The sequence below is a fragment of the Streptomyces sp. NPDC034084 genome (assembly GCF_055575535.1).
The window spans coordinates 673,315-692,647 of sequence record NZ_JBVISK010000004.1 but is presented as its reverse complement, the minus strand read 5'-3'; the positions used below and the strand labels follow the sequence as shown (position 1 = coordinate 692,647).

14 protein-coding genes are annotated in these 19,333 nt (G+C 73.1%); 3 read left to right on the top strand and 11 right to left on the bottom strand.

Features of this window, described 5'->3' with window-relative positions:
* Positions 1 to 34: 34 nt before the first annotated feature.
* From aroA to ACZ51I_RS18265, 4 genes are all read right to left on the bottom strand, one after another.
* Positions 35 to 1,285, bottom strand: coding sequence for a 3-phosphoshikimate 1-carboxyvinyltransferase (aroA, locus tag ACZ51I_RS18280; protein ID WP_468876739.1), 1,251 nt, complete (start codon positions 1,283 to 1,285; stop codon positions 35 to 37).
* Positions 1,286 to 1,571: 286 nt separating this feature from the next.
* Entirely contained in the window at positions 1,572 to 3,497 is a 1,926-nt protein-coding gene (locus tag ACZ51I_RS18275) for an acyl-CoA dehydrogenase family protein (protein ID WP_468876738.1), read from the bottom strand.
* 189 nt (positions 3,498 to 3,686) lie between these two features.
* The gene (locus tag ACZ51I_RS18270) at positions 3,687 to 5,132 is read right to left on the bottom strand and encodes an aldehyde dehydrogenase family protein (protein ID WP_468876736.1); all 1,446 of its coding nucleotides are present in this window, start codon (positions 5,130 to 5,132) and stop codon (positions 3,687 to 3,689) included.
* A 240-nt stretch (positions 5,133 to 5,372) separates the two neighbouring features.
* Positions 5,373 to 6,353 carry an EamA family transporter gene (locus ACZ51I_RS18265; protein ID WP_468876734.1) on the bottom strand — a complete coding sequence of 327 codons (981 nt, stop codon included), beginning with the start codon at positions 6,351 to 6,353 and terminating at the stop codon, positions 5,373 to 5,375.
* A gap of 152 nt (positions 6,354 to 6,505) precedes the next feature.
* On the opposite strand from ACZ51I_RS18265, the gene ACZ51I_RS18260 reads away from it, so the two are divergent.
* Positions 6,506 to 6,709, top strand: coding sequence for a hypothetical protein (locus ACZ51I_RS18260; protein ID WP_468876732.1), 204 nt, complete (start codon positions 6,506 to 6,508; stop codon positions 6,707 to 6,709).
* Positions 6,710 to 6,727: 18 nt separating this feature from the next.
* Here the strand turns inward: ACZ51I_RS18260 and ACZ51I_RS18255 are convergent, their stop codons facing one another.
* The gene (locus tag ACZ51I_RS18255) at positions 6,728 to 8,281 is read right to left on the bottom strand and encodes a PucR family transcriptional regulator (RefSeq protein ID WP_468876730.1); all 1,554 of its coding nucleotides are present in this window, start codon (positions 8,279 to 8,281) and stop codon (positions 6,728 to 6,730) included.
* 184 nt (positions 8,282 to 8,465) lie between these two features.
* A complete protein-coding gene (locus tag ACZ51I_RS18250; RefSeq protein WP_468876728.1) occupies positions 8,466 to 11,171 on the bottom strand; it encodes an ATP/GTP-binding protein in 2,706 nt (901 codons plus the stop codon).
* Between the two features lie 268 nt (positions 11,172 to 11,439).
* On the opposite strand from ACZ51I_RS18250, the gene gabT reads away from it, so the two are divergent.
* Both gabT and ACZ51I_RS18240 read left to right on the top strand, forming a co-directional pair.
* The gene (gene gabT / locus ACZ51I_RS18245) at positions 11,440 to 12,774 is read left to right on the top strand and encodes a 4-aminobutyrate--2-oxoglutarate transaminase (RefSeq protein ID WP_468876726.1); all 1,335 of its coding nucleotides are present in this window, start codon (positions 11,440 to 11,442) and stop codon (positions 12,772 to 12,774) included.
* 322 nt (positions 12,775 to 13,096) lie between these two features.
* Positions 13,097 to 13,606: a phosphatase PAP2 family protein gene (locus tag ACZ51I_RS18240; RefSeq protein ID WP_468876725.1), complete on the top strand. Its 510-nt coding sequence runs from the start codon at positions 13,097 to 13,099 to the stop codon at positions 13,604 to 13,606.
* Here ACZ51I_RS18240 and ACZ51I_RS18235 read toward each other — a convergent pair.
* From ACZ51I_RS18235 to ACZ51I_RS18215, 5 genes are all read right to left on the bottom strand, one after another.
* Entirely contained in the window at positions 13,603 to 15,414 is a 1,812-nt protein-coding gene (locus ACZ51I_RS18235; RefSeq protein WP_468876724.1) for a chitinase, read from the bottom strand. The two genes, ACZ51I_RS18240 and ACZ51I_RS18235, sit on opposite strands and share 4 nt — an antisense overlap.
* Before the next feature lie 131 nt (positions 15,415 to 15,545).
* Entirely contained in the window at positions 15,546 to 16,025 is a 480-nt protein-coding gene (locus ACZ51I_RS18230; protein ID WP_468876722.1) for a bifunctional DNA primase/polymerase, read from the bottom strand.
* Positions 16,026 to 16,140: 115 nt separating this feature from the next.
* Positions 16,141 to 17,559: an NAD(P)/FAD-dependent oxidoreductase gene (locus tag ACZ51I_RS18225; protein ID WP_468876720.1), complete on the bottom strand. Its 1,419-nt coding sequence runs from the start codon at positions 17,557 to 17,559 to the stop codon at positions 16,141 to 16,143.
* Positions 17,560 to 17,595: 36 nt separating this feature from the next.
* The gene (locus tag ACZ51I_RS18220) at positions 17,596 to 18,390 is read right to left on the bottom strand and encodes an ABC transporter permease (protein ID WP_468876718.1); all 795 of its coding nucleotides are present in this window, start codon (positions 18,388 to 18,390) and stop codon (positions 17,596 to 17,598) included.
* Positions 18,390 to 19,316, bottom strand: coding sequence for an ABC transporter permease (locus ACZ51I_RS18215; RefSeq protein ID WP_468876716.1), 927 nt, complete (start codon positions 19,314 to 19,316; stop codon positions 18,390 to 18,392). Before ACZ51I_RS18215 ends, ACZ51I_RS18220 begins: the two co-directional genes overlap by 1 nt.
* Positions 19,317 to 19,333: the final 17 nt, after the last annotated feature.

Here is a 19,333-nt window from a genome sequence, read left to right as displayed (position 1 = left end):
GCAAAGACCGCGCGGTCTTCACGGGGTGTGGTCTTTACGGGGTGCGGTCTTCACGGGTGCGGACGAACGCGTCGAACTCCCGGTGGAAGCCGGGGAAGGTCTTCTTCACGCAGCCGGGGTCGTCGAAGGTGATCCCGGGCGTGCGGAGCGCGGTCACCGCGAAGGACATGACGATCCGGTGGTCGCCGTGGGTGGCGATCTCGACGGGACCCGCCGGGGTGCCGGGGTGGATCTCGATCCAGTCCGGGCCGGTCTCGACGGTGATGCCGAGGCGGCGGAGGTTCTCGGCGCAGGCGTCGAGACGGTCGCACTCCTTGACCCGGGTGTTCGCGACGTCCTCGATGCGGACCGGCCCGTCGGCGAACGGCGCGATCGCCGCGAGGGTCGGCATCGTGTCGGAGATGTCCCGCATGTTGACGGTGAGGCCGCGCAGGGTGCCGGTGGAGCGGACGGTGGTGGCGGTGTCGGTGACCTCGACGTCGGCACCCATCCGGCGCAGCACGTCGACGAAGGCCAGGTCGCCCTGGAGGGCGCCGGTCCCGAGGCCGGGGACGGTGACGGAACGGCCCGGTTCGAGGGCGGCGGCGGCGAAGAAGTAACTGGCGGTGGAGGCGTCGGGCTCGATGCCGTACGTCCGTGCCCGGTAACCGGTGGGGGCGACCCGGTACGTACGCCCCTCCTGCCGGACCTCGGCCCCGAAGGCCCGCATCATCGCGAGCGTGATCTCGACGTACGGCTCCGAGACCAGGTCCGTGACGGTGATGTCGAGGCCCTCGGCGGTGAGCGGGCCCAGCATGAGCAGGGCGGTCAGGTACTGGGAGGACTGCCCGGCGTCGAGGGTGAGCGCACCGCCCTTCACCCCGGCGGCGTGGACGCTGAGCGGGTGGTGCCCGTCCTTCTCCCCGTGCCGGAGGTCGACGCCGAGGTCGCGCAGGGCGGTGCTGAGCGGGCCGAGGGGACGGCGGCGCATCTGGGCGGAGGCGTCGAAGCGGTACGTGCCGTGGCCGGCGGCGGCGAGGGTCGGCAGGAAGCGGGCGGTGGTGGCCCCGTCCCGGCAGTACACCTCGGCGTCGGTCGCCCCCGGGCCGGCGGGGCGGCCCGCGATGTGCCAGGCGCCGGGCTCGCGGCGGACCGCGTAGCCGAGGGCGGTGAGGCCCTCGGCGAAGCCCTCGGTGTCGTCGGAGACGAGCGGGCGCAGGAGGGTGGTGGTGCCCTCCGCGGCGGCGGCGAGGAAGAGCGCGCGGGCGGTGACGGACTTGGAGCCGGGGATGTCGATGACGGTCACGCCCCCATCCTGCCGCGCGGCCCCCGCCGCCGGTTTCCTGGTCCGCAAGGTGGACCAGCCGGGGCGTCGTCTCGGGCCGCGCGCGCCGCTGCTTCGGTGCGGGTCAGGGCGCGGGAGCCTAGGCCCGGCGAAGGGCCGCCGTCCCGATGGGTGGGCGCCGCCCCAGCGGAACCTGCGCCCACAACGGAGGAGGCGCCGTCCGGGCGGGTGGCCCCGCAGCGCCACGTGCGCCCACAGCGCGGGGCCCCCAGCCACCGCCCCCGACGAGCGGCCCGTGGTGACCGTGTCACCCCGTCCTGCGGTGGACGTCCTGGGTTGTGGACGGGCCCGGGGTCGCCTCCGCGATCCAGGGGCCCTCGCCGCTCGGGTCCACGATGCCCGCCTCCAGCCAGGTGTAGTGCCCGGCGAGCACCCCGTCGACGATCCGCCGGTCGAGGTCGTCCGTGTTGGACCAGAGGCGGGTGAAGAGCTCCTCGACGCGGAGGCGGGCCTGCCGGCAGAAGGCGTCGGCGAGCTGGTGGGCCTCACGGCCGTGGTCGGTCGTGGTGCGGAGCAGCTCGGCCCGTACACAGGCCGCGCTCATCGCGAAGAGCTCCGCCCCGATGTCGACGATCCGTCCGAGGAAGGCCTGCTTGAGCTCCATGCGGCCCTGCCAGCGGGACATCGCGTAGAAGGTGGACCGGGCGAGTTTGCGGGAGGTCCGCTCGACGTACCGGAGGTGACCCGCGAGGGCGCCGAACTCCCCGTACGCCCCCGGCAGCTGTCCCGGCCCGGTGACGAGTCCCGGCAGCCAGCGGGCGTAGAAGCCGCCGGCCCGGGCGCCCGCCCTCGCCTTGTCGGAGAGGGACTTCTCGGGGTCGATGAGGTCCCCGGCGACGGCGAGGTGGGCGTCGACGGCCTCCCGGGCGATGAGCAGGTGCATGATCTCGGTCGAGCCCTCGAAGATCCGGTTGATCCGCAGGTCGCGCAGGAGCTGCTCGGCGGGGACGGCCCGTTCGCCGCGGGCGGCGAGCGAGTCGGCGGTCTCGTAGCCCCGGCCGCCGCGGATCTGGACGAGTTCGTCGGCGATCAGCCAGGCCTTCTCGGAGCCGTACAGCTTGGCGAGGGCGGCTTCGATGCGGATGTCGTTGTGGTCCTCGTCGGCCAGCTGGGAGGCGAGGTCGACGACGGCCTCCAGGGCGAAGGCGGTGGCCGCGATGAAGGAGATCTTGGTCGAGACGGCTTCGTGGCGGGCGATCGGCCTGCCCCACTGCTCGCGCTCCCCCGACCACTCGCGGGCGATCTTCAGGCACCACTTGGCGGCGCCCGCGCAGGCGGCGGGGAGGGAGAGCCGGCCGGTGTTGAGGGTGGTGAGGGCGATCTTCAGGCCCGCGCCCTCGGGGCCGATGCGGTTGCCCGCGGGGACCCGGACGCGGTGGAAGCGGGTGACGCCGTTCTCCAGGCCGCGCAGGCCCATGAAGGCGTTGCGGTGCTCGACGGTGATGCCGGGCGCGTCGGCCTCGACGACGAAGGCGGTGATGCCGCCGGGGTGTCCGGCGGAGGCGGGGACGCGGGCCATGACGACGAGGAGGTCGGCGACGACCCCGTTGGTGGTCCACAGCTTCACGCCGTCCAGGACGTACGTGTCGTCGCCCTCGGGCACGGCGGTGGAGGCGAGCCGGGCCGGGTCGGAGCCGACGTCGGGCTCGGTGAGCAGGAAGGCGGAGAGGTCGGTGCGGGCGAGCCGGGGCAGGAAGGCGTCCTTCTGCTCCTGGGTGCCGAAGAGTTTCAGCGGCTGCGGTACGCCGATCGACTGATGCGCGGAGAGCAGGGCGCCGACGGCGGGGCTGGCGGAGCCGACGAGGGCGAGGGCGCGGTTGTAGTACAGCTGGGTGAGGCCGAGGCCGCCGTACTTCGGGTCGATCTTCATCCCGAGGGCGCCGATCTCCTTGAGTCCGGTGATCGTCTCGTCGGGGATGCGGGCTTCGCGTTCGATGCGGGCGCCGTCGATCCGGGTCTCGCAGAAGTCGCGCAGGACGGCGAGGAAGGCCTCGCCGCGGCGGACGTCCTCGGCGGCGGGGAGCGGGTGCGGGTGGACGAGGTCGAGGCGGAACCGGCCGAGGAACAGCTCCTTGGCGAAGCTGGGTTTGTGCCAGTGCCGCTCGCGCGCGGCCTCGGCGACCTGCCGGGCCTCACGCTCGCTGACCTTGGGCCGCTGGACGGGTGCGGACATGGACACCTCCTTGGGCTTCCCGTCCGTCGTACCCGATACCGGCCGGTCCCGAAAGAGGAGCGAGAACCTCCGGGTGCGCCGTACGGGGTGTCCAGGGCGCCGGGTCACGACGGCAGACGGTCCGAGCCCCCGCACAGTGGGCTCGGACCGTCTGGTCTCGTGGGCGTGTTCGCCGGAGGGGCGTACGCCTTACAGGGCGAGGCCCGTCAGGACGAGCACGCGCTCGTAGGTGTAGTCGTCCATGGCGTACTTGACGCCCTCGCGGCCGACGCCGGAGCGCTTGGCGCCGCCGTACGGCATCTGGTCGGCGCGGTACGAGGGGACGTCGCCGACGATCACGCCGCCGACCTCCAGGGCGCGGTGGGCGCGGAAGGCGGTCTGCAGGTCGCGGGTGAAGACGCCGGCCTGGAGGCCGAAGTCCGAGTCGTTGACCGCGGCGAAGGCCTCGGCCTCGCCGTCGGCCTTGGCGATGGTCAGGACCGGGCCGAAGACCTCGGCGCGGGCCAGGGTGACGTCGGCCGGGAGGTCGGTGAGGACGGTCGGGGCGTAGGTGGCGCCCTCGCGCTTGCCGCCGGCGAGGAGCTTGGCACCGGCCGCGACGGCCTCGTCGACCCAGGCCTCGACGCGCTTCGCGGCGGCCTCGTCGACGAGCGGGCCGACGTCGGTGGCGTCGTCCGCCGGGTCGCCGGTGACCTGCGCCTCGACGGCGGCGACGATCTTCGGCACCAGGCGGTCGTAGACCGAGGCGTCGGCGATCACGCGCTGCACGGAGATGCAGGACTGGCCGCCCTGGTAGTTGGAGAAGGTCGCGATGCGGCTCGCGGCCCAGTCCAGGTCGGCCTCGGAGGACCAGTCGGGCAGGACGACGGCCGCGGCGTTGCCGCCGAGCTCCAGGGTGCAGTGCTTGTGCGGCACCGACTGCTGGATGGCGTAGCCGACCTTGTCGGAGCCGGTGAAGGAGATGACCGGGAGGCGCTCGTCCTGGACGAGGGCGGGCATGCGGTCGTTCGGCACGGTCAGGATCGACCAGGAGCCGGCCGGCAGGTCGGTCTCGGCCAGGATCTCGCCCAGGATCAGGGAGGAGATCGGGGTCGACGGGGCCGGCTTGAGGATGATGGGGGCGCCGACGGCGATGGCCGGGGCGACCTTGTGGGCGCTGAGGTTCAGCGGGAAGTTGAACGGCGCGATGCCGAGGACGACGCCCTTGGGGATGCGGCGGGTGAGGGCGAGGCGGCCCGCGCCGCCGGCCTCGGTGTCCAGGCGCTGGGCCTCGCCGGCGTTCCAGCGGCGGGCCTCCTCGGCGGCGAAACGGAAGACGGAGACGGCACGGCCGACCTCGCCGCGGGCCCACTTGATGGGCTTGCCGTTCTCGGCGGAGATCAGCAGGGCGATCTCCTCGGTGCGCTCGGCGAGCCGCTTCGACACGTGGTCGAGGGCGGCGGCGCGGACGTGCGCCGGGGTCGCGGCGAACTCGTCGACGACGGCGTGGGCGGCGGCGACGGCCTCCTCGACCTGGGCCTCGGTGGGCACGCTGACCTTGCCGACCAGACGTCCGTCGTACGAGTTCGTGACGTCGAAGGTGGCGTCGCCGGTGGCCTCGCGGCCGGCGAGCCAGAAGGCGTGGGTGGTCGTCATTGCGTCCCGGCCCTTTCCGTTTCGGGGAGCGAGCGATTGCTCTGGTGACACGTTAGGGCCGGGGCGGCGGGCGTGGGCTTGTCCGGTATGGAGTAGTGGGGGTGGTGACTCTGTCCGCTTCGGCCGAAGAGCCCCGGCGGGCGGGGTGGGGCGTGGCCGGGCGCGGTCATTGGCGTTCGTGGCGACCGCCGCCCCCAGGTGCTCGGACCGCCCTCGTACGAGGCGATCGCGGAGAGCCGATCATCGGCGCCGCTCGGTCGAGACGATCAGGCAGACCCCGCCGACGACGATGGCGCCGCCGAGGAGGATCGGCCAGGTCAGGGCCTCGTTCAGGACGAGGGCGCCGAGGAGGACGGCGACGACCGGGTTGACGTAGGCGTAGGTGGCGGCGAGGGAGACCGGGGCGGTCTGGAGGAGCCAGGCGTACGCGGTGAAGGCGACGAGCGAGCCGAAGACGATCAGGTACGCGAGGGCGGCCCAGGAGCGGCCGGAGACTGCTCCCAGGTCGAGGCCGTGGTGTTCGCCGCGTATCAGGCCGAGGGTGAGCGCGGCCAGGCCGCCGGCCAGCATCTCGTACACGCTCGCCGTGAAGGGGTTGGCGGGCATGGGCAGCCGGGCGGAGGAGACGGAGCCGAGGGACCACAGCAGGGCCGCGACGACGACGAGCAGGACGCCGCCGATCTTCACCTCGCCGCTGAGGCCCGGGACGGTGAGGACGCCGAGACCGGCGAAGCCGAGCAGGACGCCGCCGAAGGCGCCGAGCCCGGGGCGGTCGCCGGAGACCGCGCGGAGCAGCACGACCCAGACGGGGACGGCGGCGACGAGGAGCGCGGCGAGGCCGGAGGGGATGGAGGTCTCGGCGAGGACGACGAGGCCGTTGCCGCCGAGGATGAGGAGCAGCCCGACGAGGACGGCGGAGCCGAGCTCCCGGCGGGTGACCTTGAGGGCGGCCGGGCCCTGGCGCCAGGCGACGATCGAGGCGAGGAGGAGGCCGGCGGTGACGAAGCGGGCGCCGCCGGAGAGGAACGGCGGGAGGGTCTCGACGACGATCCGGATCCCGAGGTACGTGGACCCCCAGACGACGTACACGATGCCGAGCGCGGCCCAGACGGCACCGCTGATCCGGCGGGCGGGGGCGGCGGTCGCGGCGGAGCCGGCGGTACGGAGTCCGGGGGCGGCCGGGTGCGTCTCGGGGGCCGGGTCGACGGCAGGGCTTGTCATGAGCAGGAGGGTAGGGAGTTCCGGCCCCGATGACCAAGAAAACTGCCCGGATCCGGGCAGGAGCAGCGGAATTCGTGCGGCGAAACGCCTCCCGGGGGACGCCATGGAGAGGTGGGAGGATGCACGGGACCGCATGACCACAGGGGGTAGGCATGATCCTTTACGTACTGATCGGCGTCCTGGTCCTCGCCGTGGCCGGCTGCGGCTGCGTCGTCTGGGCCTCGCTCGGCGGCCCCCGCTGGGTCCGCGCGGTGGCCACCGTGACCCTGCTGGGGGGTGAGGTGGTCCGCTCCCGGCGGCGCCGGAGCGTGCACGGGGGCGGCGACGACGGAGGCGACGGCGGCGGATCGGACTAGGGGCGCCTTTCCGGGGCGCTACTTCCCGCTCTCGCCCGTCGCCTTCAGGGCCAGCCACAGCTCCATCCGGACGTCCGGATCGTCCAGCGAACGGCCGAGGATCTCCTCCACCCGGCGCATCCGGTAGCGCAGTGTGTGCCGGTGGACGCCCAGATCCGCCGCCGCGGCGTCCCATTGGCCGTGCCGGGAGAGCCAGGCGCGCAGCGAGGCCACCAGGTCGCCGCGGCCGGTCTCGTCGTGCTCCCGGAGCGCGCGGAGCATCCCGTCGGCGAAGGCGCGGACGGCGTCGTCGGCGAGGAGCGGGAGCACCGATCCCGCCGCCAGGTCCTCGTGCTCGACGAGCGCCCTGCCCCGCCGCCGGGCGACCGCGAGGGCCTGCTCGGCCTGCTTGTACGCGGCTGCAGCGGCGGTCGGGCCCGCGGGGGCCGAGAGGCCGACGGAGACGCCGGCCTCCTCCGCCTCGCGCTCCGCGTACGTCTCGCAGGCGGCTAGGACAGCGCCCCCGTCCCCGGCGAGGACGACGAGCCGCTGCCCGCTCTCGGCGACGGTGAGCACCGCCTCGCCCGCGCGGGCGGCGGCGGCCTCCAGGGCCTCGGCGAGCACCGGCAGCGGCGGTTCCCCGGTCGGCTCGCCCCCGGCGGGCTCGGCGACGAGCAGCCGGTAAGGGGCGTCGAGCAGCCCTCCGTACAGGTCGCCGGCCACCGAGCGGGCCGGCTCCGGCTGACCCGCGAGCATCAGGCGCAGCACCGCCGCGCCGAGCCGCTGCTCGGCCGCCTGGAGCGAGCGGGAACGTTCCGTCGTGAGGGTGAGCAGGGCGATCGCCGAGTGGACCGCGTACCGCTCGGCCGTGCCGAGGGGCGCGCCCGTACCGACGGCGAGGGCGCCGCGCACCCGGCGTCCCGTGCCGAGCGACTGGAGTTCGACGCGGTCGTCCGTACCGCCGACGACCGCGCTGGCGGGTGCGGGCCGCTCGCGCAGCCGCTCCACGTCGGAGGTGAGGCGGGCGGCCCGGCGCGCCGCCCATTCGGGAGAGACGGCGACGACGGCGCCGGAGGTGTCGTACAGCGCGGCCCAGCCGTCGACATGCGCGGCGAGCCGGGCGACGACGGCCTCGGGCCCTTCGGCGAGCGCGGCCCGGGTCAGCTCGCGCTGGGCCTCGAAACCGGCCGTGACGGCGCGGTACTGGTCGGCGGAGATGGCCGCCGACACGGCCTTGCTGATGGCGAGGAACGGCGTCCGGCGCGGCACTTCGAGCAGCGGCAGGTGCTCCTCGCGCGCCGCGTCGAGCAGGGCCGGCGGGATCTCCTCGTAGTTGACGCCCACGGCGAACCCGAGCCCCACCACCCCGGCGCCGAGCAACCGCCGCACATAGCGGCGCATCGCCTCCAGATCCTCCGCGTCGAGCGTGAGCGCGGTGGTGAGGAGGAGTTCGCCGCCCTCCATGTACGGGACGGGGTCGGTGAGCTCGCTGACGTGGGCCCAGCGGACGGGGGTGTCGAGGCGGTCCTCACCGGCGCGGACGACGAGCTTGAGGGCGGAGTGCTGCACGAGCGAGGCGAGGGTGGGCGGCATTGGGACCGTCGGACCTTTGAGCGAGGACCGCGCGCGGGGGGAGCCGTGCACGGCGGCGGGGAGGCGCCCCTCAGCTGAGCGGCGCCTCCCGATTGTGCCAGGGGTGAGGGACCGCCGCTCAGCCACGCGAGGCGTGAGACGGCTGGGCCCGCAGGTGCGGGGCCGCGCCGCCGCGCGAGCCCGGTCAGCCGCGGAGGTCGACCAGGACGGGAGGGGTGTGCTCGCCCTGGGCCGTGGTCAGGGACACCACGGCGTGGCCGGGTGGCACGGCATGCGCGAGCTCGGAGGCGGACCACCGCTCGCGCTCGACCTTCCGGGTCGTGACCGCGTCCGTCGTGACGGCCTCCCCGGTGACCTTCTTGCGCAGGAAGTGGATGAACCGGGTCATAGGCTGGTGGGCGAAGACCGTGTGGTGCGCCACCTCGGTGGTCTCCACCCACTCCTTGCCCCAGGTCTCGGCGAAGCCCCGCCCGTCCCAGGTGCTGATGCCGGAGAGCGCCACCCGGCAGCCGACGGCGCCGAGCAGCGGGCCGTGCAGGGCCTCGGGCACCTCGCCGAGGCTACGGAGCCCGAGGATGACCCCCGCGTTGTGCGGGCGCAGCCGCTGGAGGGAGCGGACGGTGCCCTGGGTGAGCGCCCCGGTGGCGTCGTCGAGGACGAGGGAGACGAAGTGCGGCCGCTTGGTGCCGGTCCGGGCCGCCGCCAGGAACTGGGCGAGGACCAGCCGGGCGAGGAGCCGCGAGGCCTCCTCGTGGCCGCGCTCGGGCAGCTTGATCCGGACCCGCAGCGGGTGGTGGACGACGGACTTCAGCGAGAAGGGCCGCACCTCGCTGCCGTCCGCGCCGAAGAACGCGGCGAAGGCCGGCCGGTCGAGGAGCGACAGACGGTCCGCGAGGAGCGGCCCGGCGTCGGCGGCGGTGCCGGCCTGCCGGATCCGGGCCTCCAGCTCGCGGCGCATGGCGGCGGCGTCGGCCGGGAGCCGGTCGAGCAGCGCCGTCAGCACCTCGGGGCCCGCTTCGAGGAGTTCTCGGAGCACCGGCACGGACGGGAAGCGGCCGTGCGCCGCCCGGTAGGGGCCGATGAGCTGGGCGAGGACGGTGGCGGCCCGCCGGGCGTCGAGGTTCTCGGCGTCGCCCACGAGGCCCTCCGCGAGCAGCGCCGCCGCCTCGTCGGGGTCGGTGAGGCCGGCGTAGGGATCGAGGTCGTACGGCGAGGCCGGGTCGCCCAAGCGGATCACGACGTCGTACGCGGCGTCCGGGCCGAGCGGCGCGTCCGCCGTGCCCACGGCGACGACCGCGCAGGCGCCGGTGAGTGCCTGCAGGGTGAGCGATTCGACGACCGGACCGGTCAGGCGCGTGGTCTTCCCGGCGCCTGAAGGGCCGACGACCAGCAGGGAGGTGGAGAGCGCGGCCGGTTCGAGGGCGAGGCCCACGCCCCGGTAGGCGGCCGGATTCCGCTCCGCGGCCACACACCGGCCGATGCGGACCTGCCCGACGAGGAGGTCGTGGGTGGCGGCGCGGCCCGGCAGGTCCCGGTCGCCCGAGGGGTGCGCCCCGGCCGCGGCACCCTGCCGGAGCACGGTGTCGGCGACCGAGGCGAGGCCGCCCGCCTCCGTCCGTGCCCGCTCCACGCTCCGGCGGACCCGGGCGCAGTCCACGTCGTTCATGCGACCGGCGAACAGCTCGGCGGCGAGCAGGTCCGCCGCCGGCCGCTGCCCGGCCGCCCGCAGTTCGGGCCACTGCGAGAGGGGTACGGGAGCCGCCGGGTCGAGGGGCGTCGGGGTGGCCGCCGCCGTGCCGGCGGCGCGGGCCCTGAACCACCCGCGGACCAGGCCGGGCCAGTCGCCGAGGCGCGCGAAGGGCCACAGCACGGCGGCCGTGATCAGGGCGTACAGGGTGTAGACGAGGACCGGCGAGGCGAGGACGTCGTATCCGCCGCCGATGAGCACCACGAGGGAGAGCAGGGGGGCGACGACCGGCAGCGGTTCCCAGCCGACCCCGGGGAAGGCCTCCGGCCAGACGAAGGTCAGGGCGATCAGCGCGGCTCCGGCGGTGAGCGCGGCGCGCACGGGCGGGCGGCGGTCGGCGAGGAGGTGCCGCGAGAGTTCGGCCCAGGCGCCGAGGCGGGCGATCGCGTAGAGCAGGACGGCGAAGAAGACCCCGTCGTAGACGACGTGCGCCTCGGCGCCGTGCCAGTCGCGGGGCGAGGTGCCTCCGGCGTACCACCAGTCGGCGGGGGTGAACGTGGCGAGCGGGATCCACTCGTAGGGGACGGCTCCGCGCCGCCAGGCCGACCAGAGCAGCAACCCCACCACGAGCGGGATCAACAGCCCGGCCACGGTGACGGGCGCGAGCTTCCGCGCCTCCCGGGGCGGCGGCGGGGGCACGTGCCGGAACCGCCAGATCCCGGGCGCGGCCTCGGGCCGCGGCGCGTCGAGCCAGCCGACGACGGGCGGGGCGGGGACGGCAGGCGAGGCGGGGGCGGCGACGCCGGGGGGCCCGGAAAAAGGCGCCCCGCCGGCCGCGTCCGCCGATGTGCCCGGAGCGGTCGCCCCGGGTGCCGTCGTCGGCCTCGGCGGCACACGCGGCGGAGCGGGGACGGGCGCGGAGGCTCCGGGGTGCGCGGGCGGGCCGGGGGGAGCTGGAACTCCGAGGGACGCGGGAGATCCGGAGTGCCCCGAGCCGCCGCCGGTGGGAACTCCCCGGCCGTCGGGGTGCCCGGAGCGACCGCCGGCATGGGGGTCCCCGCCGTCGGGGTGAGCGGCTCGGCCCCCGGAGTCCGCCCCCCTGCCGCCGGCATCCGCGGCCCGGCCGTCGGTCGGCGGCTCCGCCGGGCGCGGGACCGCGCCCCCCTTGGTGTCGCGTGACTCGTACGTGCCGTCGGTCTCCATGAACCCCTGCCCCCTGACCAGCCAGGTCGCCGCGTCTGTGCCACCGTCAATCTAGTGGGCCGGGACCGCCCCGGAGGGGATTCGACCACCCGTACGGCCGAGGGCCTCGCGGAGGCGTCCGGTGCGCGGGGGCGGGAGCCGTCATGTCCATCCCGGACAACGACACACCCGCCACCACTCCCGATCGGCGCATGCCTCTCCCCCTCCCCCGCGCCTAGCCTGCGGAGGAAACCCGCAAGTGCGTCCAGAACACCCCCAGGAGCCCCGCATGAACGCTGTCCCGCAGGAGCGGCGCGTCGTCACCGCCATCCCCGGTCCGAAGTCGCAGGAGCTTCAGGCCCGCCGTCTCGGCACGGTCGCCGGTGGCGTCGGCTCGACGCTGCCCGTCTTCACCAAGCGGGCCGGCGGCGGCATCATCGAGGACGTCGACGGCAACCGCCTGATCGACTTCGGCTCCGGCATCGCCGTGACCTCGGTCGGCGCCTCCGCCGAGGCCGTCGTGCGCCGCGCCTCCGCGCAGCTCCAGGACTTCACCCACACCTGCTTCATGGTGACGCCGTACGAGGGTTACGTGGAGGTCTGCGAGGCGCTGGCCGAGCTGACCCCGGGCGACCACGCCAAGAAGTCGGCGCTGTTCAACTCGGGCGCCGAGGCCGTCGAGAACGCGGTGAAGATCGCCCGCTCGTACACCAAGCGCCAGGCCGTCGTCGTCTTCGACCACGGCTACCACGGCCGTACGAACCTCACGATGGGCATGACGGCGAAGAACATGCCGTACAAGCAGGGCTTCGGCCCGTTCGCGCCCGAGGTCTACCGCGTGCCGGTGGCCTACGGCTACCGCTGGCCCACCGGTGCCGAGAACTGCGGCCCCGAGGCCGCCGCCCAGGCGATCGACAACATCACCAAGCAGATCGGCGCCGAGAACGTCGCCGCGATCGTCATCGAGCCGGTCCTCGGCGAGGGCGGCTTCATCGAGCCGGCCAAGGGCTTCCTGCCGGCGATCGTGAAGTTCGCCAACGACAACGGCATCGTCTTCGTCGCGGACGAGATCCAGGCCGGCTTCTGCCGTACCGGCCAGTGGTTCGCCTGCGAGGACGAGGGCATCGTCCCGGACCTCATCACCACCGCCAAGGGCATCGCGGGCGGTCTGCCGCTCGCCGCCGTCACCGGCCGCGCCGAGATCATGGACTCCGTCCACGGCGGCGGTCTGGGCGGCACCTACGGCGGCAACCCGGTGGCCTGCGCCGGTGCGCTCGGCGCCATCGAGACGATGAAGGAGCTCGACCTCAACGGCAAGGCCAAGCGCATCGAGGAGGTCATGAAGGGCCGCCTCACCGCCATGCAGGAGAAGTTCCCGGTCATCGGTGACATCCGCGGCCGCGGCGCCATGATCGCCATCGAGCTGGTGAAGGACCCGGTCACCAAGGAGCCGCACGCGGAGGCCGCCGCCGCGCTCGCCAAGTACTGCCACAACGAGGGCGTGCTCGTCCTCACCTGCGGCACCTACGGCAACGTGCTGCGCTTCCTGCCGCCGCTGGTGATCGGCGAGGACCTGCTGAACGAGGGCCTGGACGTCATCGAGGCCGCGCTCGCGACCGTCTGAGGACCGATCCGGCACACGGTGTGAAGACTCTGTGGGGGGCCGATGGCGGGACGTGTTTCCCGCTGTCGGCCCCCCGCCGCGTGACGTACGGTTTCCGCAGATGAGAGAAACACCCCGGGCGGAGCCTCCCCAGCCCCGTCCACACCGTGCCGTCGCGCACACCCCTGGAGCTTCATGCTCCGGAACTCCTCACCGATCGGATGGCCGCCCGCCCCACACCCCCCGGGGCGCGCGGCAGCCCGATCCCCTCGGCCGCCCTGGAACCACCCCCCCTGTTCCAGGGCGGCCGGCTCTCTTCTCGGCGCTCGTCGCCCTCGCCGTCGTGACCTGGCAGGTGCTCGTCCACGGCCCCTTGGCCAGGTTCGACGAGCGGGTGTCCCGCTCCCTGGTGGACACGGTCCCCCGCTCGCTGAGCGAGCTCGCCTCCGACCTCGGCGACATGGCGGTCGCCCTCCCGGTCCTGGCCTGCGCGATGGCGTACGCGGTGTGGCGCGGCCGACGGCTCCCCGCCCTGTACGCGGGACTCGCCATGGCCGCCGTACCGCTCCTGGTCGTCCCCCTCAAGGAGTGGACGGCCCGCCCCGGCCCCCTGGAGCCCTGGGCCCAGGGCTACTACCCCTCGGGGCACACGGCCACCGCGATGGTCGCGTACTTCGGCGCGGCGTACCTGGTGTCGAGCCGTCTCGTCCCCGTCGCCGTCCTGCTGACGGCGGTGACGGGAGCGGGCCTGATCCTGCGCGGCTTCCACTGGCCCCTCGACGTCCTCGCCTCCCTCGCCCTGTGCCTCCCGCTTCTGCGCTGGCCGCTGCTCGCCGCGCGAGGCGGTGGCTAGCCGGCGGCGTTCCCGAAGTACGTGTCGAAGTTCTTCGAGAACGCCCACTGGTTGTAGCGGTCCCAGTTGATCGACCAGGTCATCAGGCCGCGCAGGGCCGGCCAGGTGCCGTGGGGCTGGTAGGTGCCGCAGTTCGTCTTCTTCGTGAGGCAGTCGAGGGCCCTGTTCACCTCGGCCGGGGCGGTGTGGCCGTTGCCCGCCTGGGTGGAGGCGGGGAGGCCGATGGCGACCTGGTCGGGGCGGAGGGCCGGGAAGAAGCGGTCCGTGTTGCCGGCGACCGGGAAGCCGGTGAGGAGCATGTCGGTCATCGCGATGTGGAAGTCGGCGCCGCCCATCGAGTGGTACTGGTTGTCGAGACCCATGATGGAGCCCGAGTTGTAGTCCTGGACGTGGAGCAGGGTCAGGTCGTCGCGCAGGGCGTGGATGACCGGGAGGTAGGCGCCCGCACGCGGGTCCTGGCCGCCCCAGGGGCCCGAGCCGTAGTACTGGTGGCCGAGCTGGACGAAGAAGGTCTCCGGGGCCATCGTCAGGACGAACTTCGCGCCGTACTTGGCCTTGAGGGTCCTGACCGCCTGGATCAGGTTGACGACGACCGGGCTGGTCGGGCTGCGGAAGTCGGTGTCGCCGGTCTGGAGCGAGAGCGAGTGGCCCTCGAAGTCGATGTCGAGGCCGTCGAGTCCGTACTCGTCGATGATCTTCGAGACGGAGGAGACGAAGGTGTCGCGGGCGGCGGTGGTGGCGAGCTGCACCTGGCCGTTCTGGCCGCCGATGGAGATGAGGACCTTCTTGCCCGCGGCCTGCTTGGCCTTGATCGCGGCCTTGAAGTCGGCCTCGGACTCGACGTCGGGGCACTCGCTGACCGGGCAGAGCCTGAAGCGGATGTCGCCCGAGGTCACCGAGGTCGGTTCGCCGAAGGCGGGGTCGATGACGTCCCAGGAGTCGGGGACGTCGGCCATGCGCGTGTAGCCGGAGCCGTTGGCGAAGCTCGCGTGGAGGTAGCCGACGAGGGCGTGTGCGGGCAGGCCGCCGCCCCCGCCTCCGCCGCCGGAGGCCGTGGTCGCGGTCACGGCGGCCGACTTCGGGGACTCGCCGGCGCTGTTCACGGCGGTGACCTGGAAGGTGTACGACGTGGAGGCCGTGAGACCGGAGACGGTGGCCGAGGGGGCGGTGACCGTGAGGACCTTCGCCGCGCCCCGGTAGACGTGGTAGGACGTGGCGCCGGAGACCGGGGTCCAGCTGAGCGGCACGGAGGTGGCGGTCGGCGAGCCGGCCGTGAGGCCGGTGGGGGCGGCGGGGAGCTGGACCGGGTCGCCGCCGGGGCCGTAGAGGGAGAGGTCGTCGGCCTGGTAGGCGGGGGTGCCGTACCAGCCGTGGGTGTAGATCGTGACCGAGGTGGTCGAGGCGCCCGTGGTGAAGGAGGTCGTGAGCTTCTGCCAGTCGGGGGCGGAGCCCGTCCAGGTGGAGACGTCGGTGGTGCCGGTGCCGGAGGCGCCGAGGTAGACGTAGCTGCCGCGCACCCAGCCGCTGAGCGTGTAGGTGGAGTTGGGCTTCACCGTCACGGTCTGGGAGCACTTGGCGTTGTCGCTGCCGGCCGGGGTGGCCTGGAGCGCCTTCGTCCCGCCGTGCACGGGTGAGGGGACGGCGGCGCCGCTGCCCGCCGTGCAGCTCCAGCCGTCGAGGCCGGCTTCGAAGCCGCCGTTGCGGGCGAGTTCGGTGTCGGCGGCCTGGGCGGCGGGGGTGAGCGCGAGGAGGCCGCCGGCTGCGAGGGAGCCCGCCAACAGCAGGGTGAGGGGTCTGGTGCGGTCCACAACTGCCTCCGGGGGTGGGGGAATCGAGGTGGAGCGCGCCACAGCATGGTCCAGACCAATCGAGTGGTCAAGACCTCTGTACGTCTTCGGGCGTCGAGCGGTCGTGATTCTCCCGCCCGCCGGGGGTCCGGTCAGACCGCGCCCTCCCCCCGTTGCTCCCGGGCCAGTTGAGCCGCCGCCTCGTGCATCGCCAGCTCCAGGAGCGAGGCGTCGGTGAGGGTGCCCAGGCCGTCCGGCGCCACCAGCCAGTGCGCCGCGCCGGTCACCCGCCCCGGGTACGGGACGACGATCCAGGTGCCCGAGCCCGCGCCGCGCACTCCGGTGCCGAGCCAGCGGGCGACGGTTCCCGGCGGGACGAAGAAGCCCATCCGCGCGTCGCCGAAGTCGGCCAGGACCGGTCCCGGCCGGTCCACGAGCCGGGTCAGGACGTCGAGCGTGGGGTGGCCGAGCTCTCCCGGCAGGATCAGCACGTCCCAGCGCCTGCCGGCTGGGAGCAGCGCGACCCCGTGGGGGTTGCGCTCCCACTCCCACCGGCAGGCCTCGGGATCCGGTGCGACCGAGACCAGCCACTCCACCGCGGCCTTGACGCCCGAGGCCCCCGTACCAGTCATCGCGACGATCTCCTCTCCGTGTGGACACGCTGTCCACACGGAGAGAGCGGGTACGGGGGCTTCTCTTACGCGGGTTCCCGTATTCGCCCGCTGTGACCTGTGTCACACGAACGTCTCAGCTGTCGAAGCCCAGGCCGAGCCGGTCCATGGCCTTCAGCCACAGGTTGCGCCGCCCGCCGTTCTCGTCGGCGCGGGCCAGGGACCACTTGGTGATGCCGATGCCGGCCCAGGCGACCGGCTCGGGCGGGAACGGCAGCGGCTTGGAGCGGACCATCTCCAGTTCGGTGCGCTCGGTGCGCTCCCCCGCGAGCAGGTCGAGCATCACGTCCCCGCCGAAGCGGGTGGCGCCGACGCCGAGACCGGTGAACCCGGCCGCGTACGCCACCTTCCCCTGGTGGGCCGTGCCGAAGAAGGCCGAGAAGCGCGAGCAGGTGTCGATCGCGCCGCCCCAGGCGTGGCTGAAGCGGAGCCCCTCCAGCTGCGGGAAGCAGCGGAAGAAGTGCTCGGCGAGCTTGAGGTACGTCTCCGGGCGGTGGTCCATCTCGGCGGTGACCTTGCCGCCGTACGGGTAGACGGCGTCGTAGCCGCCCCACAGGATGCGGTGGTCGGCGGTGATCCGGAAGTAGTGGAACTGGTTCGCGGAGTCGCCGAGCCCCTGCCGGTTCTTCCAGCCGATCGAGGCGAGCTGCTCCGGGCTGAGCGGCTCGGTCATCAGGGCGTAGTCGTAGACCGGGACCGTGTACGGCCGGACGCGCTTGACCAGCGACGGGAAGACGTTGGTGCCGAGCGCGACCCGGCGGGCGACGACCTTGCCGTACGGGGTGCGCACGCCCATCCCGGCACCCACCGGGACCAGCCGCAGCCCGGGGGTGTTCTCGAAGATCCGTACGCCCAGGTCGAGGCAGGCCCGCTTCAGGCCCCAGGCCAGCTTGGCGGGGTGGAGCATGGCGACCCCGCGCTTGTCCCACATGCCGCCGAGGAAGGTCGGCGAGTCGACCTCGGCCCGTACGGCGTCCCGGTCGAGCAGTTCGACGCCGCCGGCGAGTCCGAGCCGGTCGAGCTCCCCGTACACCTCGGTCAGTTCCTCGACCTGGTACGGCTCGGTGGCGACGTCGATCTCGCCGGTGCGCTCGAAGTCGCAGTCGATCGCGTAGCGGGCGACGGTCTCCTCGATGGCGTCGAGGTTGCGCTCGCCGAGCCGCTCCAGCCGCGGCAGCTCGTCCGGCCAGCGGGCGAGCCCGTTGCCGAAGCCGTGGGTGAGGGAGGCGGCGCAGAAGCCTCCGTTGCGGCCCGAGGCGGCCCAGCCCACCTCGCGGCCTTCGATCAGTACGACATCCCGGGAGGGGTCGCGCTCCTTGGCGAGGAGCGCGGTCCACAGTCCGCTGTAGCCGCCGCCGACCACGAGGAGATCGCAGGTCTCGGTGCCGGTGAGGGCGGGCAGGGCTCCGGGCTTGCCGGGGTCTTCCAGCCAGAAGGGGACGGGCTGGGCGTCGGAGAGAGATTGTGCAGCGAGACGCATGGCGACTGGGGCCATGGTTTCCAACTCCTTCGGTGCCTGAGGGGTGTCCGCTCAGGCCGTTGCTGTCTTCTTGCGCCGGTTCGAGATGATCTGCCCGGCCGCGACCATCAGTACCGCGAGCACGAACATCGCGGTGCCGATGACGTTGATCTGAACGGGGGTTCCGCGCTGCGCCGAGCCCCAGACGAACATGGGGAAGGTGACGGTGGAGCCCGCGTTGAAGTTGGTGATGATGAAGTCGTCGAACGAGAGCGCGAAGGCGAGCAGCGCGCCGGCGGCGATGCCGGGCGCGGCGATCGGCAGGGTCACCCGCAGGAAGGTCTGCGTGGGTCCCGCGTAGAGGTCGCGCGCGGCTTCCTCCAGGCGCGGGTCCATGGACATGACCCGGGCCTTGACCGCCGTCACGACGAACGACAGGCAGAACATGATGTGGGCGATCAGGACCGTCCAGAAGCCCAGCTCGATCCCCATGTTGAGGAAGAGCGTGAGGAGCGAGGCGGCCATGACCACCTCGGGCATCGCCATCGGCAGGAAGATCAGCGAGTTGATCGCGCCGCGCGCCCGGAAGCGGTAGCGGACGAGGGCGAAGGCGATCATCGTGCCGAGCAGGACCGCGCCGAGCGTGGCCCAGGCGGCGATCTGGAGCGACAGCGACAGCGACTGGCACATGTCGGCGACGCCGCAGGGGTCCTTCCAGGCGTCGAGCGAGAACTCCTGCCAGGAGTAGTTGAAGCGTCCCTTCGGCCTGTTGAAGGAGAACGCCATCACCACGAGGTTCGGCACGATCATGTACGCGAGCGTCAGCAGGCCCGCGATGACGACGAGGTTGCGTCGTATCCAGCGCATCAGACCAGGTCCTCCGTTCCGGCACGGCGGATGTAGACGGTGACCATGCCCAGCACGATCGCCATGAGGATGAAGGAGAGCGCGGCCGCCGTCGGGTAGTCGAGGACCCGGAGGAACTGCGACTGGATGACGTTGCCGACCATCTTGGTGTCGGTCGAGCCGAGCAGTTCGGCGTTGACGTAGTCACCGCTCGCCGGGATGAAGGTGAGCAGGGTGCCGGAGACGACGCCGGGCATCGACAGCGGGAAGGTCACCTTGCGGAAGGTGGTCGCCGGGGAGGCGTACAGGTCCTGCGCGGCCTCGTGCAGCCGGCCGTCGATCCGCTCCAGGGAGGTGTAGAGGGGCAGGATCATGAAGGGCAGGAAGTTGTACGTGAGACCGCAGACGACCGCCATCGGGGTGGCGAGGACGCGGTCGCCCTCGGTCCAGCCGAGCCAGCTCGTGACGTCCAGGAAGTGAAGGGCGTTGAGCGCCTCGACCACCACGCTGTCGTCCGCCAGGATCGTCTTCCACGCCAGCGTGCGGATGAGGAAGCTGGTGAAGAACGGCGCGATGACGAGGACGAGGAGCAGGTTCCGCCAGCGGCCGGCCTTGAAGGCGATCAGATATGCCAGCGGGTAGCCGAGCAGCAGGCAGAGCAGGGTCGCGGTCCCGGCGTACAGCAGGGAGCGGACGAACTGCGGCACGTACTCCTGGAAGGCGTCCCAGTAGGTCCGGAAGTGCCAGGTGACCTGGAAGCCCTGCTCCAGGGAGCCGGTCTGCACCGAGGTCGAGGCCTGGTAGACCATCGGCAGCGCGAAGAAGACGACCAGCCAGATGATGCCGGGCAGCAGCAGCCAGTACGGGACGAGCCGCTTACGGGCGGAGGGCTTGCGCGGAACCGGTTCCTCTGTCGGAGTCGCCTCTTTGGCCAGGGTCGCGGTCATGCTGCACCTTTTTCGTT

What these genes read in the sequence shown, in the direction of transcription:
- ACZ51I_RS18250 (WP_468876728.1), bottom strand. Translation starts at nt 11,171, where the DNA reads ATGGAGACCGACGGCACGTACGAGTCACGCGACACCAAGGGGGGCGCG.
- ACZ51I_RS18220 (WP_468876718.1), bottom strand. Translation starts at nt 18,390, where the DNA reads ATGCGCTGGATACGACGCAACCTCGTCGTCATCGCGGGCCTGCTGACG.
- ACZ51I_RS18255 (WP_468876730.1), bottom strand. Translation starts at nt 8,281, where the DNA reads ATGCCGCCCACCCTCGCCTCGCTCGTGCAGCACTCCGCCCTCAAGCTC.
- gabT (WP_468876726.1), top strand. Translation starts at nt 11,440, where the DNA reads ATGAACGCTGTCCCGCAGGAGCGGCGCGTCGTCACCGCCATCCCCGGT.
- ACZ51I_RS18275 (WP_468876738.1), bottom strand. Translation starts at nt 3,497, where the DNA reads ATGTCCGCACCCGTCCAGCGGCCCAAGGTCAGCGAGCGTGAGGCCCGG.
- ACZ51I_RS18215 (WP_468876716.1), bottom strand. Translation starts at nt 19,316, where the DNA reads ATGACCGCGACCCTGGCCAAAGAGGCGACTCCGACAGAGGAACCGGTT.
- ACZ51I_RS18230 (WP_468876722.1), bottom strand. Translation starts at nt 16,025, where the DNA reads ATGACTGGTACGGGGGCCTCGGGCGTCAAGGCCGCGGTGGAGTGGCTG.
- ACZ51I_RS18265 (WP_468876734.1), bottom strand. Translation starts at nt 6,353, where the DNA reads ATGACAAGCCCTGCCGTCGACCCGGCCCCCGAGACGCACCCGGCCGCC.
- ACZ51I_RS18225 (WP_468876720.1), bottom strand. Translation starts at nt 17,559, where the DNA reads ATGGCCCCAGTCGCCATGCGTCTCGCTGCACAATCTCTCTCCGACGCC.
- ACZ51I_RS18260 (WP_468876732.1), top strand. Translation starts at nt 6,506, where the DNA reads ATGATCCTTTACGTACTGATCGGCGTCCTGGTCCTCGCCGTGGCCGGC.
- ACZ51I_RS18270 (WP_468876736.1), bottom strand. Translation starts at nt 5,132, where the DNA reads ATGACGACCACCCACGCCTTCTGGCTCGCCGGCCGCGAGGCCACCGGC.